The organism is Paraburkholderia acidisoli, from assembly GCF_009789675.1.
In the GTDB taxonomy this organism is placed as follows: domain Bacteria; phylum Pseudomonadota; class Gammaproteobacteria; order Burkholderiales; family Burkholderiaceae; genus Paraburkholderia; species Paraburkholderia acidisoli.
Window position 1 is genome coordinate 509,400 of sequence record NZ_CP046914.1, and the last position, 14,017, is coordinate 523,416.

General features: G+C 66.3%; 12 protein-coding genes. 8 read left to right on the forward strand and 4 right to left on the reverse strand.

Translation table 11 applies throughout. The features are described 5' to 3' along the window. Positions 1-14 precede the first annotated feature (14 nt). The gene (locus tag FAZ98_RS16570) at positions 15-1,790 is read right to left on the reverse strand and encodes a GMC family oxidoreductase (RefSeq protein ID WP_158952400.1); all 1,776 of its coding nucleotides are present in this window, start codon (positions 1,788-1,790) and stop codon (positions 15-17) included. Positions 1,791-1,793: 3 nt separating this feature from the next. After that, positions 1,794-2,528: a gluconate 2-dehydrogenase subunit 3 family protein gene (locus FAZ98_RS16575; protein ID WP_158952401.1), complete on the reverse strand. Its 735-nt coding sequence runs from the start codon at positions 2,526-2,528 to the stop codon at positions 1,794-1,796. Positions 2,529-2,900: 372 nt separating this feature from the next. Here FAZ98_RS16575 and FAZ98_RS16580 point away from each other — a divergent pair, with 372 nt between their 5' ends. Next, positions 2,901-3,590 (forward strand): GntR family transcriptional regulator, encoded by a 690-nt coding sequence (locus FAZ98_RS16580; protein ID WP_158952402.1) that lies wholly within the window; start codon positions 2,901-2,903, stop codon positions 3,588-3,590. Positions 3,591-3,695: 105 nt separating this feature from the next. Here FAZ98_RS16580 and FAZ98_RS16585 read toward each other — a convergent pair whose 3' ends face one another. Next, positions 3,696-5,249: a methyl-accepting chemotaxis protein gene (locus FAZ98_RS16585; RefSeq protein WP_158952403.1), complete on the reverse strand. Its 1,554-nt coding sequence runs from the start codon at positions 5,247-5,249 to the stop codon at positions 3,696-3,698. Positions 5,250-5,439: 190 nt separating this feature from the next. After that, a complete protein-coding gene (locus tag FAZ98_RS16590) occupies positions 5,440-6,348 on the reverse strand; it encodes a LysR substrate-binding domain-containing protein (protein ID WP_158952404.1) in 909 nt (302 codons plus the stop codon). A 106-nt stretch (positions 6,349-6,454) separates the two neighbouring features. Here FAZ98_RS16590 and FAZ98_RS16595 point away from each other — a divergent pair, with 106 nt between their 5' ends. From FAZ98_RS16595 to FAZ98_RS16625, 7 genes are all read left to right on the forward strand, one after another. Beyond that, positions 6,455-7,405, forward strand: coding sequence for an NAD(P)-dependent oxidoreductase (locus tag FAZ98_RS16595; RefSeq protein ID WP_158952405.1), 951 nt, complete (start codon positions 6,455-6,457; stop codon positions 7,403-7,405). An 81-nt stretch (positions 7,406-7,486) separates the two neighbouring features. Next, positions 7,487-8,068: an amino acid synthesis family protein gene (locus FAZ98_RS16600; RefSeq protein ID WP_158952406.1), complete on the forward strand. Its 582-nt coding sequence runs from the start codon at positions 7,487-7,489 to the stop codon at positions 8,066-8,068. Between the two features lie 64 nt (positions 8,069-8,132). Continuing rightward, positions 8,133-9,458: an MFS transporter gene (locus tag FAZ98_RS16605; protein ID WP_158952407.1), complete on the forward strand. Its 1,326-nt coding sequence runs from the start codon at positions 8,133-8,135 to the stop codon at positions 9,456-9,458. A gap of 166 nt (positions 9,459-9,624) precedes the next feature. Next, complete coding sequence (locus tag FAZ98_RS16610) at positions 9,625-10,926, forward strand: CaiB/BaiF CoA transferase family protein (RefSeq protein ID WP_158952408.1); 1,302 nt, start codon at positions 9,625-9,627, stop codon at positions 10,924-10,926. A gap of 10 nt (positions 10,927-10,936) precedes the next feature. Further along, positions 10,937-12,121 carry an acyl-CoA dehydrogenase family protein gene (locus FAZ98_RS16615; RefSeq protein ID WP_158952409.1) on the forward strand — a complete coding sequence of 395 codons (1,185 nt, stop codon included), beginning with the start codon at positions 10,937-10,939 and terminating at the stop codon, positions 12,119-12,121. 27 nt (positions 12,122-12,148) lie between these two features. Next, positions 12,149-13,168, forward strand: coding sequence for an acyl-CoA dehydrogenase family protein (locus tag FAZ98_RS16620; protein ID WP_158952410.1), 1,020 nt, complete (start codon positions 12,149-12,151; stop codon positions 13,166-13,168). Between the two features lie 22 nt (positions 13,169-13,190). After that, positions 13,191-13,991 (forward strand): crotonase/enoyl-CoA hydratase family protein, encoded by an 801-nt coding sequence (locus tag FAZ98_RS16625; RefSeq protein WP_158952411.1) that lies wholly within the window; start codon positions 13,191-13,193, stop codon positions 13,989-13,991. Positions 13,992-14,017 lie beyond the last annotated feature (26 nt).

Genomic DNA, 14,017 nt, shown 5'->3' on the forward strand with positions numbered 1-14,017 from the left:
TCATCGCCGTCTCCTCAAGCCTGAACCAGCGGAGCCGGATTCTTCAGGTACTGCTCGCGGATCGCCTTCGCCGAGTGATACGCGAGCGCCGCCACGATGCCGGTCGGGTTGTAGCCCATGTTCTGCGGGAACACCGAAGCGCCCATCACGAACACGTTGTGCACGTCCCAGCTCTGCAGATACTTGTTGACCACGCTGGTGACCGGCGACGCGCCCATCACCGTGCCGCCCGTGGTGTGCGTCGACTGATACACGCGCGTGTCGTAATGCTGACCCTTCTTGCGGATCGCGCGGTAGTGCTTCTCGGGGTTCATCGCCTTCGCGACTTCTTCCATGCGCGTGCCGATGTAGTCGAGCATGTTGTATTCGTTGTCGTGCCAGTCGAACGTCATGCGCAGCAGCGGCAAGCCATGCGAGTCGCGATAGGTGGGATCGAGATCCAGATACGCGTCGCGGTACGGCATCACCGAACCCGAAATGCCGATGGTCATGTAGCGCTGGTACGCGTCGTTCACGCCGGCCTTCCAGCCGCTGCCCCACGTGGGCGTGCCCGGCACCGTGGCCGCCTGGCCGATCGGACGGCCGCCCGTGCGCACGTGGCGAATGCTCGCGCCGCCCACGAAGCCGAGCGGGCCGTGGTCGAACTGGTCGCCGTTGAAGTCGTCCATGCCCACGCCGCCCGCGCCGCTACCGACGAACGGGTTGAGCTGCGTGCCCTTCGGCAGCAGCACGTTGATACCGCCGTTCATCTGGTACGCGTAATTGCGGCCCACGACGCCTTCGCCCGTCTTCGGGTCGTACGGCTTGCCGATGCCCGAGAGCAGCAGCAGGCGCACGTTGTGCATCTGAAACGCCGCGACGATCACGATGTCGGCGGGTTGCTCCACTTCGCGGCCTTGTGCATCGATGTAGGTCACGCCCGTGGCGCGCTTGCCTTCGGAGTCGAGCAGCACCTTCGTCACGTACGATTTCGTACGGAGTTCGAAGTTTTTCTTCTTGAGCAGCACCGGCAGGATGGTGGTCTGCGGCGAGGCCTTCGAGTACATGTAGCAGCCGAAGTCTTCGCAGAAGCCGCAGAAGTTGCACGGCCCGAGGCGCACGCCGTACGGGTTCGTGTACGGCGTGGACGCGTTCGCGGCCGGTGCCGGGTACGGATGGAAACCGAGATCGCGCGCGGCCTTCTCGAACAGCGTCGCGCCGAGACCGTTCTTCAGCGCGGGCGTGGGGAATTCGTTCTTGCGCGCGCCTTCGAGCGGATTGCCGCCCGGCTGGATCTTGCCGTTGAGATTGCCCGCCGTGCCCGAGGTGCCGAACACCTTCTCCGCGAAGTCGAAGAACGGCTCCATCTCGTCGTAGGTCACGCCGAAGTCCTGCACCTGCATGCCTTCGGGAATGAACTTCTTGCCGTAGCGCTCTTCGTAGCGCGTGCGCAGTTCCAGCTCTTCCGGCAGCATGCGGTAGTGCATGCCGTTCCAGTGGAAGCCCGCGCCGCCCACGCCGTTGCCGAGCAGAAACGAGTGATGCTGACGATACGGCACCGCGAGGTCGTCCACGCCGTGACGGATCGTGACGGTTTCCTTCGACAGATCCTGGAACAGCTCGCCGCGCACGGCGTACTTGAGTTCGTCGACGACCTTCGGGTACGCCGCGTCGGTGGGCGTGTCGCGCATCGCGCCGCGTTCGAGCGCGACCACGTCGAGGCCCGCGTCCGTGAGTTCCTGCGCCATGATCGCGCCGGTCCAGCCGAAGCCGACGATCACGCAATCGACCTTGTTCTTCTTGATTGCCATGACTTATCCCCGACGGCCGTTGATCGATACCGGACCGTACGGGTACTTGACGCCCGGCTGATCGATCCAGTCCATGAAATCGGCGCGCGCGCCCGGAAAGCCCACCATCTTCCAGCCGGCCATGTCCTTGTTGCCGCCGTAGATCGGGTCGGCGAGGAAACCTTCCTTGGTGTTGCCGAGCAGCGTGGCGAAGAAGGTCTTCGAGGGCACGCTGTCGAACGTGGGCTTGCCCTTTTCCAGCTCGTGCAGCACCGCTTCCTGGGTGGCCGTGTCGAGATCGGCGAATATCTTGCCGCCGTGCTGCTGCTTGCAGTACGCGTTGCAGGCGTCGATGCCGTGGCGATACACCTCGCGCGGCGAGAGATTGATCTGATAGCCCATTTCGGGCACCGCGTCGGGATGGAACGGGCCCTGCATGTACCAGAGCTTGCCGTGACCGTACGGCGTATCCATCTGACGGTCGATGTATTCGGGCACGCCCGCTTGCAACGCGCCCGGGCCGAGGTTGTCGGCGGGAATCAGGCGGTCGACGGCGGCGCCGATAAAGCGCCATTCGTCGGCGGTGAAGTATTGCGGCGCGTAAGGCGTTGAAGCGCTCTTTTCCGCGGCCGCGGCGGGCGCGGAAGCGTCACCGCAGGCAGACTCCGAGAGCGCCGCGGCGGTCGCGACGGAAGTTGCCGGGACGACGGCCAGCATCTGCCGTAAGAAACGGCGACGCGGTTCTTGATTGTTTGACATCGGTGATTCCTGCCTGTGGGAACGCAATGTTTCGGAAACAGCAAGGCCGACTGTGGGTCCGGGCCACGCTGAGTCCTGCGCGATCTTTCCCCGACAGAAGTCCTTTGGACTACTTATGAACGCGGCTTGCGCCGTGCCGGTTTTGCGTCCGCCGAGCTGCGAAAAGCTCGCTCGGGACGCCCGGCATCTGAAGCCGCGTGACGACCGCTTCAAGGCGATCGATCGATAAAGTTAATTGTTAACAACGCGCGAATACTATCGCGGCGTAATGTCGCTGGTCAACCATCTTGCCCAATATTGGGACACCATTTGTTAATTGTTGACAAAAATGATGCGAACGCTTAAAATTCCTGCGACCGGAGGGAGCGCCAGATGCAGAAGATCGCGGGAATCAACAAAAAGGCCTTGGGCCATCAGGCCGCCGACTGGATCCGCAATGCCATCGCCGCCGGCAGCCTCGCGCCCGGCACGCGCTTGACCGAAATCGGGCTCGCCGAGCAGATCGGCCTGTCGCGCTCGACCGTGCGCTCCGCCATGGAGCGGCTTTCCGGCGAAGGCTTGCTGGTCCAGCATCCGTATTCGGGCTGGGAGGTGATGTCCCTCACGACCAAGGATGCCGAAGACCTCTACGCGCTGCGCAGCACGCTCGAAGCCCTCGCGGCGCGCCTCGCCGCCGAACATCTCGACGACTCCGGCCGCGACGCGCTCCAGACCTCGCTCGCCACGCTCCACGCGGCGGTCGCCAGCGGCGACCGCGAAGCCATCGCGCAAGCCGACCTCGACGTGCATACGCTTATCGTCGAGTTGTCGGGGAACACGCGGCTCGGCAATCACTACGCGCAGGTCGCCGACCTCGCGCGCGTCTATATCCGCTGGACCAACACCATGCACGCGGGCAGCCTCGAACGCATGCTCAGCGATCACAGCGAACTCGTCGCGCGGATCATTGCGCGCGACGCGAGCGCCGCCGAGCAACTGGCCTTCGAGCACGTTTCGCGCAGCGGCAAGCTGCTCGTGCAGGCCATGAACGGCGCGCCCGAGTTCTCCATCAACTACGACTGACGACGCCAACCCGCGCGCGCCGCGCCCTCGCGCGAGGCAAGACGTAGCGCCGCGGCCCGCTCGATCAACGCGCGATCGGCACGCCAGTCACGCGGCAAACCCCGCTCACGCCACGCGATCTTCCAGACGGAACTGCGCCGCCGCTTCCGCGAGCTTGCGCGCCTGATCTTCCAGCGAACTCGCGGCCGCCGCGGCCTCCTCGACCAGCGCGGCGTTCTGCTGCGTGGCGTTGTCCATGTTGTTCACGGCGATGCTGACCTGGCTCAGGCCGTGGCTCTGCTCTTCCGTGGCCGCGGCGATCTCCGCCATGATCGCGTTGGTGCGCGCGACCGCGTCGATCAGCTCGCTCATGGTGTTGCCCGCCTCGCCCACGAGCTTCGCGCCGTCGTCGATGCGCGAGGTGGAATTCGCGATCAGGTCGCGAATCTCCTTCGCCGCCGCCGAGGAACGCTGCGCGAGCGTGCGCACTTCGCCCGCGACCACGGCAAAGCCGCGCCCCTGGTCGCCCGCGCGCGCCGCTTCCACGGCCGCGTTGAGCGCGAGAATGTTGGTCTGGAACGCGATGCCTTCGATGATCGACGTGATCTCGGCCACGGCCGTCGAGCTTTGGCTGATGTCGCCCATCGTCTGCACCACGCGCGTCACCACTTCATGGCCGCGCCGCGCGATATCCGACGCCGACGAAGACAGCTCGCTCGCGCGATGCACGTTCTCCGCGTTCTGGCGCACCGTGCTCGACAGTTGCTCCGCGCTCGTGGCCGTTTCCTGCAACGCCGAAGCCTGCGACTCCGTGCGCGCCGACAAATCGGCATTACCGGCGGCGATCTGGCGCGTGGCCGAAGCGATCGCGTTGCTGCCTTCGCTCAAGGTGCTGACCGTGCGGCGCAGGTTCGACTGCATCTCGGCGAGACCGCCCAGCATGCGGCCCATTTCGTCATGGCTGCGCACGTCGATACGGCGGCCCAGGTTGCCTTGCGCGATCTGGCCGAAATGCGCCACGGCGTCGTTCACCGGACCGAGAATCGCGCGGCGCAGGAAATACCAGCTGCCGAACGCGGCGCACAGCCCGGCCACGATCGCCGCGATGCTGCCCGCGAGGAACCACTGATAGCGGCGCTCCGTGGCTTCGTACTCTTCCTTCGACTGCTTGAACTGATACGTCTTGAGCGCGTTCGCCGCTTCCTGCATCGTCGTGTAGATCTTGCCCACGCTGAACATCAGCTTGAGGATCTCGTCGCGGTCGCCGCGCTCCGTGGCTTCGCGAAAGCGCGTGAGTTCCGCCTCGGTCGCCTGGTACTGCTGCGTCACGCCGGCCGCGAGGCGGTCTTCTTCGGCGTCGCGCGGCAACGCGAGATATTTCTGCCATGCCGCGTCGGCGGCGTCGCGCACTTCCTTTTCCTTGCCGTACATGTTGCGCGCGTCGTCCGAGCCCGGATTGATCGCCGCGCGGTCGAGCGAGGTGCGCTGACGGCCGACCATGATCGTCATCTCGCCCACGGCGATCGACTTCGGCAACTGTTCGGAATACGTGTGACGGTTCGCGTTGTTGCTGGTGACCATGCCGGCCAGGCCGAAGGCGCCGATAACAACCAGCAGGACGCCGAGAAAGGACATGGCCGCGACAAGACGGCCGTTGATCGAGAGATGGGAGCGCAACATCGTCGTAAGGTTCTGGTAGTCCGGAGTGGGGAGCGAGCAATCAGCCAATCGCTTGGCTCAACCCACATATCGGCCCTGTAACCGGTAACTTGAGCAAAAACCGCAACAATGGAGAATCGAAATCGTTTGCATGATCCGGGTGCACGAATAATCGGCACATAACCCGCTTACGGCACCAGCGCGGTGCGAATTACGCCTCGCTTGCACGCTCGTTACGCTTCGCGTGCTGCCGGATCAATTTTGCGAGCGCCTGCGCATGCGACGACTGCCGGTCGAAGCGCGAGCGCAACAAACTGAGCGTGAGCGGAATTTCCTCGGCGAGCGGCTTCACGGTCACGCCGGTCCAGCCGTGCCCCGCCACCGAGAACTCGTCGACGATCGCCACGCCCACGCCCTCGCGCACGAACGCGCACGCCGACTCCGCCCGCACGATTTCCACCGCCGGCCGCCACGGCTGCCCCACGCGCTCGAACGCGCTCGACATCAGCCGGCCGAAGGGAATGTTGCGCGCATAGCCGATCAGCGGGTAGTCGGCGATCTGGCGAATCTCCACGGCGTCCTGGCGCGCGAGCGGATGCGCGTCCGGCATGATGCAGACCATGCGCCCGGCCACGAACGGCTCGACGGTCAGGTTCGGATGATCGAGCGGCAACACCGAAACCGCGAGTTCGACCTTGCGCGCGAGCAGTTCGTCGGCGATGTTCGAGAGCAGCGTGGTGTGGAATTTGAGCCGCACGTGCGGATACGCCTTCATATAGGCGGCCACCACGGGCGGAATGAAGTTGAGCGCGAGACTCGGGCTCGTGCAGAAACGCAGCGCGCCCGCCGGGTTCGACGAAAGATCGCGCGCGAATTCGTCGATACGCACGGCCTCTTCGAACATCGTCTCCACTTCCTTGAACAGCAGATGCGCCTCCGCCGTGGGCGTGAGCCGGCCGCGATCGCGGTCGAACAGGCGAATGCCGAGCGTCTGCTCCGTGTGCGCGACGAGACGGCTCACGGCGGGCTGCGAGATGTACAGGAGACGCGCCGCGCCGTTCATCGAGCCCGTGAGCATCACGGCGCGAAAGGCCTCCATCTGGCGCAGCTTGAAGCGCATGACAAGGTGTCTCCGATAACGTTCTGTTATGTCCCCAAGGGGATAAAGCATAAGGCAAGTTCGGCGCTTTTGGGTAAGCTCGAAGCGAATTATGGAGACACACTCAATGTCAGAAACTTATAAGAGCGAACCCGTCCAGCGCATTGGCTTTATCGGACTGGGCATGATGGGTTTGCCGATGCTCGAAAACCTCGCCACGCAAGGCGCCGCCAGCGGCTTCGAGATCCTCGCCTTCGACACCGCGAACGCGCCCTTCGAGAAACTGGCCGCGCATGCGGCGTGGGGCACGACGCTGCGGCGCGCCGCGACGCTCGACGAATTCGCTGCCGTCGACGCGGTCATCACCATGCTGCCGAACAGCACGATCACGAACGCCGTGGTCGCGGGCGCGGGCGGCAAGCCCGGTCTCGTCGACGTGCTGAAGCCGGGCGCCATCGTCATCGACATGGGATCGTCCAATCCCGGCGACACCATGGAACTGGCCGCGTTGCTCGCAAAGGCGGGCGCCACGCTGATCGACGCACCGGTTTCGGGCGCCGTGGCCAAGGCGCGCACCGGCACGCTCACGATCATGGTGGGCGGCCCGGAGGCGGCCTGCGCGCGCGCCCGGCCGATCCTGGAGAAGATGGGCAACAACCTGATCGCCACCGGCAAGGTCGCTTCCGCACATGCGATGAAGGCGCTCAACAACTACGTGTATGCGGCGGGTCTGCTCGCGGCTTCCGAGGCGCTTCTGATCGCCTCGCGCCTCGACCTCGACCTCGCGCGCTTCACCGACGTGCTCAACGCCTCGAGCGGCCGCAACGTCGCGACGGAGACCAAGCTCAGCCAGTTCATCATTCCCGGCACCTTCTCGGCGGGCTTCGCGCTGCGTCTGCAAGCGAAGGACATCGCCACGGCCGCCACGCTGCAAACGCTCACGGGCGTGGAAGCGCCGCAGCTCAACCTGTGCAAGGCGCTCTGGACCGAAGCCAGCGCCGCGCTCGAACCGGCCGCCGACAACACGGAGATCTTCCGCTTCCTGCAACAGCGCAACGAAGCGGCCGTGGATTCCTAAGCCTCGATTCACGCAAACATTCGCGCGGCGCGGCAGCGCCAACCCCGCCCCGTCGCGCCCGACTCAAATTCTGGAGACAGCATGGCATTGATCGAAATCCGCAAGCGCAGTCTGGTGATCGAAACCACGTATCACGAAGGCGGTCCCGTTGCCGCCACGCCGCTCAAGCTGGCCGCCGCCGCCGCCGTGATCCGCAACCCTTACGCGGGCAAGTACGAGCCGGACCTGATGCCGTTCATGGCAGAACTGCGCTCGCTCGGCCACGAGCTGGCCACCGAACTCGTGCAGACGCTCGGCGGAAAAGATAACGTCGAGGTCTACAGCAAGGCCGCGATCGTCGGTATCGAAGGCGAAATGGAACACGGCGCGGTGTGGCACGAAGCCGGCGGCTGGGCCATGCGCGAAGTGCTCGGCCAGCCCAAGGCGATGGTGCCCGCCAACAAGGCCGTGGCGACGGTGGGCTACCGCATCATGGTGCCCGTGCACTACGTGCATGCTTCCTATGTGCGCAGCCATTTCAACAGCATCGAAGTGGGCATCCAGGATGCGCCGCGTCCGCGTGAAATTCTCTTCGCGCTGGTGATGGGCACGGGCGGCCGCGTGCATTCGCGCCTGGGCGGACTCAAGAAAGAGGACGTCAAGGTCCACGACGGTCAACGGTAACGCTCAACGGCAAGACCCGTACCGGCCATAGCCGGACGGGAATAGAACAAAACAAGGAGGCAACATGAGCCAGTTCGAATCGCCGGCGGTGCCGCTGGACGACTCTCAAACGCATGCCTCGTTCGCGAGCGCGTCCATGCCCGTGCGCTCCGTGGTGGCGGGCACGATCGGCAACGCCTTCGAGTGGTTTGACTGGTCGGTGTACACCACCTTCGCGGTGTTCTTCGGTCACCGGTTCTTTCCCTCCGGCAACGCGACATCGGCACTGCTCTCGACCTTCGCGGTGTTCGCCGTGGGCTTCGCCATGCGGCCGCTCGGCGGCTGGGCGATCGGCACGCTCTCCGACCGCTACGGCCGCCGTACCGCGTTGACCATCTCGATCGTGATGATGGCGGGCTCGTCGCTCGCCATCGCCTGCTTGCCGACCTACGAAACCATCGGCATGGCGGCGCCTTCGCTGCTTGTGCTGTTCCGGCTGATCCAGGGCCTCGCCGTGGGCGGCGAATACGCGGCGGCCACCACCTTCGTCGGCGAAACCGCGCCTGCCAAACGGCGCGGCTATTACGGCAGCTGGGTGTTCTTCACCACGGCGCTCGGCTTGCTGCTGGCCTCCGCGCTCGCGTGGCTGCTCACGCATCTGCTCTCGCGCGAAGCCATGTCGGATTACGGCTGGCGCATTCCGTTCGTGATTGGTGGCATCGGCGCGTTCGTGGGCTTCTGGATTCGTCGCACCGTGTCGGAAACGCCCGCCTATCTCGCGATGGAAAAGCGCCGCGAGTCCGCGCCCAAGCGTTCGCTCGCGTGGCTGTTGCGCGAGCATCGCGGCGCGACGCGGCGCCTGATCGGCTTCAGCGTGCTCGGCGCATTCGCGTTCTATCTGTTCACCGGCTATCTGCCCGTCTACGCGATCCAGCACGCGGGCGCGACACCCGGCGACGCCTATGCCGCCACCACCATCGGCCTCTTGATCTACATGCTTTCGCAGCCGCTGTTCGGCATGCTGTCCGACCGTATCGGCCGCCGCCCGCAGCTGCTCGTCTATGCGCTCGGCTACGCGCTGTTCGTGTATCCCGTGGTGCTCGCCACGGGCGCGTCCATTCTCTCGATTCTGCTCGTCGACCTGTTCGGGCTGCTGCTGTACGGCATGTATTCGGCGATCGCGCCCGCGGTCATGGTCGAGATGTTCAGCACCGAAGTGCGCGGCGTGGGCATCGGCACCGTCTACAACACCGTGGTCGCGCTGCTCGGCGGCACGACGCCGTATCTGATGGCATGGCTGCAATCGCATCAGCACGAGAACTGGTTCCTGCTCTACGTGAGCGCGGGCGCCGTGGTGAGTCTCGTGACCTACTGGCGGATGCCGGAAACGAAGGGCCGCGCGCTTACGTAAGCGCAGCGCGGGCGTGGCGGCGCGTCGATCTCACGCTATCGCCGTGAGAAGGCCGCGCCGCGCCGATTCGCTGTCGAGCCACTTCGAGCCGAAGCCGAGCCGCAGTCGAGCCCAACATAAACGCCGCGTTGTCCGCACGAGGCGCGCGGCAAGGAGACGCCGCAACATGGCAGGATCGCTTTCGCATCTGCGCGTGCTGGATCTGTCGCGGGTGCTCGCGGGACCGTGGGCCGCGCAGACGCTCGGCGATCTGGGCGCCGAGATCATCAAGGTCGAAAAGCCCGGCAGCGGCGACGACACGCGCACGTGGGCGCCGCCCTTCGTGAAGGACGCCAACGGCGCCGACACGCGCGAATCCGCGTATTTCATGTGCACCAACCGCAACAAGAAGTCGGTGGCGATCGACTTCACGCAGGCCGAAGGCCAGGCGCTGGTGCGCGAACTGGCCGCGCAATCCGACGTGCTGATCGAGAACTTCAAGGTGGGCGGCCTCAAGCAATACGGCCTCGACTTCGCCGCGCTGCACGCGCTGAACCCGCGCCTCGTCTACTGCTCGGTCACGGGCTTCGGGCAGACCGGCCCGTATGCGCCGCGCGCGGGCTACGACTTCCTGATCCAGGGCATGGGCGGCTTGATGAGCATCACCGGCCGCCGCGACGACGAGGCGGGCGCGGGACCGCTCAAGGTGGGCGTCGCGCTCACCGACGTGATGACGGGCCTCTACGCCTCCACCGCGATCCTCGCCGCGCTCGCGCATCGCGACCGCACGGGCGTTGGCCAGCATATCGACATGAGCCTGCTGGACGTGCAGATCGCGTGTCTCGCCAATCAGTCGATGAACTATCTGAACACGGGCGAAGCGCCGCGCCGGCTCGGCAACGCGCACCCGAACGTGGTGCCCTACCAGGACTTTCCCACCGCCGACGGCGACATGATTCTCGCGGTTGGCAACGACGGCCAGTTCGCGCGCCTGTGCGCGGCGCTCGGCCAGCCGGAGCTCGCTAGCGACGCGCGTTACGCGACCAACGCGGCGCGCGTGGCAAATCGCGAGACGCTGATCCCGCGCTTGCGTCAGCTCACCGTGCACCGCAGCACCGACGCGTGGGTCGCGTTGCTCGAAGCGGCCAACGTGCCGTGCGGCCCGATCAACGATCTCGCGCGCGTGTTCCGCAACCCGCAGGTGGTCGCGCGCGGCGTGCGCGTGGAGATGACGCATCCGCAGGTGGGCAGCATTCCGCTCGTGGCGAGCCCGATGCGCTTGTCGGCTTCGCCGGTCGAATATCGCGAGCCGCCGCCGCTGCTCGGCGAGCACACCGCCGCGGTGCTGCGCGACCTGCTGCATCTCGACGATGCGGCGCTCGAGCGCCTCGTTTCGGCGCGCGTGATCGCCGCTGCACCTGTCGATTCGGGCGCCGATTCGGGCACGAATGCGAAAGCGCACGCCGCCGCCCCTTCCACCGCTTCATGACGTCACCACGATGATCGACTCCCTCGACTACGTGAGCCTCCCGCCCGACGCGGCGGCCTTGCGCCAGGACGTGCGCGCATTCCTCGCCGATGCGCTGCGCGACGTGCCGCCCAGCACGCGCGCGCGCTCCTGGATTGGCTTCGACGCGAACTTCAGCCGCGCGCTCGGCACACGCGGCTGGCTTGGCCTCACGCTGCCGCGCGATTACGGCGGCGCGGCGCTCGGCCCGTTCGCGCGTTTCGTGATCGTCGAGGAACTGCTCAACGCGGGCGCGCCCGTGGGCGCGCACTGGATCGCCGACCGCCAAAGCGGCCCGCTGATACTCGGCTACGGCACCGAGGCGCAAAAAGCGTTTTACCTGCCGCGCATTTGCCGTGGCGAAGCGTTCTTCTGCATCGGCATGAGCGAGCCCAATTCGGGCTCCGATCTCGCGAGCGTGCGCACGCGCGCGCATCGCAGCGACGACGGCAGCTGGCGCCTCGCCGGTCACAAGATCTGGACGACGCAAGCCGACGAGGCGCACTACATGATCGCGCTCGTGCGCACCTCGGGCAGCGCGGAAGATCGCCACAAGGGGCTGTCGCAATTCGTGATCGACCTGAAGCAGCCCGGCATCAACGTGCGCCCGATCCAGGACCTCACCGGCGACAGCCACTTCTGCGAAGTGTTTTTCGACGATGTCGCGCTGCCGCCCGACGCGCTGATCGGCAAGGAAGGCGACGGCTGGCACCAGGTCACGGCCGAACTCGCCTTCGAGCGCAGCGGGCCCGAGCGCATCTATTCGAGCGTCGTGCTGATGGACGAATGGGCCGATCACGTGCGACGCCGCGCCCGACGTTTGCCCGCGTCGGCACCGGATCGCGGCGAGCGTGTCGCCGCCGGCCGCATGATCGCGACGCTCGCCACGTTGCGCGCGATGTCGCTGGCCGTGGTCGCGAAGCTTGCGGCGGGCGAGTCGCCGGCCACCGTGGCCGCGCTCACCAAGGATCTCGGCACCGGGTTCGAACAGCAGGTGCCGCTGTGGATTGCCGACCAGCTGGCGATGCAACCCGTGGACGAACCGGACCACACGACGCCCGACGAACTGCTGCGCACGCTCGCCTTCGTCACGCATATCGCGCCGTCGTACTCGCTGCGCGGCGGCACGCGCGAGATTCTGCGCGGCATGATCGCGCGCGGGCTGGGGCTGCGCTGACCGTTCACCAGGACACCCGAGGATACGATGGACACGCTATTCAGCGATGCATTCGAACGCCTGCTCGCGGACGTGTGCGAGCCCGCCGCCGTCAGACGGATCGAAGCGGGCGGCGACTACACGGCGATGTGGCGCGCGCTCGACGAAGGCGGCTTCCCGAACCTGCTCGCGCCCGAAACGCACGCAGGCGCGGCACTCGCGCTGATCGACGCCGCGCCGCTCGTGGCGCTGTGCGGCCGCTACGCGCTGCCCTTGCCACTCGCCTATACGATGCTCGCGCGCGCGTGGCTCGCGCAAACGGACACCCCCGTGCCGCCCGGTTCGATCACGATCGCGAGTCACGCGCTCGCGCAAGACGAACGGGGCTGGCGCGTGCCGCAAGTGCCGTTCGGCATGACGAGCGACTGGGTGCTCGTTTCGCACGAGGGCGTGGGTTCGCTTTGGCCGATCGAAGCACAAAACCGCGCGCCGGACGGCATTCACGCGAGTCTCGATGCCACGCTCGCGTGGACCCACGTACCGAAGGAGCCGCTCGCCCTGCCCTCGCCTGGCGCCGACGACATGCGCGACGGCGGCGCGGCGCTCACGGCGATGATGATGACGGGCGCGCTCGAACGCATTCTCGACCTGAGCATCGCTTACGCGAACGACCGCACGCAGTTCGGCCGCCCGATCGGCAAATTCCAGGCGATCCAGCAGCAGATCAGCGTGCTCGCCGAATGGACCTTTGCCGCGCGCATGGCCGCGAAACTCGCGTGCCCGCGCGACGGCTTCATGCCCACGCGCCACGGCACGGCCATCGCCAAAAGCTACGCGAGCGAAGTGGCCGCGCCCGCCGCTGCCGCCGCGCATGCGGTGCACGGCGCGATCGGCATCACGGCCGAGCACAATCTGCAGCTCTACACGCGCCGCCTGCATGCGTGGCGGCGCGCGTTCGGCAGCGAGTCGGCGTGGCACGAACGGCTCGGGCAAGCGTGGCTCGACGGCGACGATTCCGCGCTCGATTTCATTCGCGCCGGTCACGACCCGGACGTCGTATCGGCCTAGACCCCTTCAATCAGGATTCCCGATGACCTTTCTCGAAGTCACCCGCGACGGCCCGCTCGTCACGCTCGCGATGAACGCACCCGAGGTCCGCAACGCCCTCACCGGCAACACGGCCGTGGCCGAATTCGTCGAGCAATGCGCGGCGATCGATCGCGACCTGAGCGTCAAATGCGTGATCGTCACGGGTTACGACGGCATGTTCAGCTCGGGCGGCAACATGAAGGACATGCGCCGCTATTTCGACGACACGCTCACGCAGGCGCAGATCGCCGCCGAGTACCGCAACGGCATCCAGCGGCTCACCAAGGCGCTTTATGGCCTCGACGTGCCCGTCATCGCGGCGGTCGGCGGCGCGGCCATCGGCGCGGGCTGCGACCTCGCCTGCATGTGCGACGTGCGTATTGCCGCGGAAAACGCCGCGTTCGCCGAGAGTTTCGTGAAGGTCGGTATCGTGCCCGGCGACGGCGGCGCGTGGCTGCTCACGCGCACCATCGGCCGCTCGAAAGCCGCCGAAATGGCCTTCACGGGCGAAATGCTGTCCGCCGCTGAGGCGCTGCGTATCGGCCTTGTCTCGCGCGTGGTGCCCGCCGCGCAACTGATGGACGCGGCGCGTGAACTGGCCGCGAAAATCACGGCGCAGCCGGGCGGCGTGCTGCGCATGACCAAGCGCCTGCTGCGCGAGAGTCAGATGAACAGCCTGGATTCGGTGCTGGAAACGTCGGCGGTGATGCAGGCGCTCGCGCACAAGTCGTGGGAGCATCGCGAGGCCGTGACCGCGTTCATCGACAAGCGCAAGCCGGATTTTTCGCAGCCGAAGGCATAGCGATAAGGCATGACGTGGCGATGGCG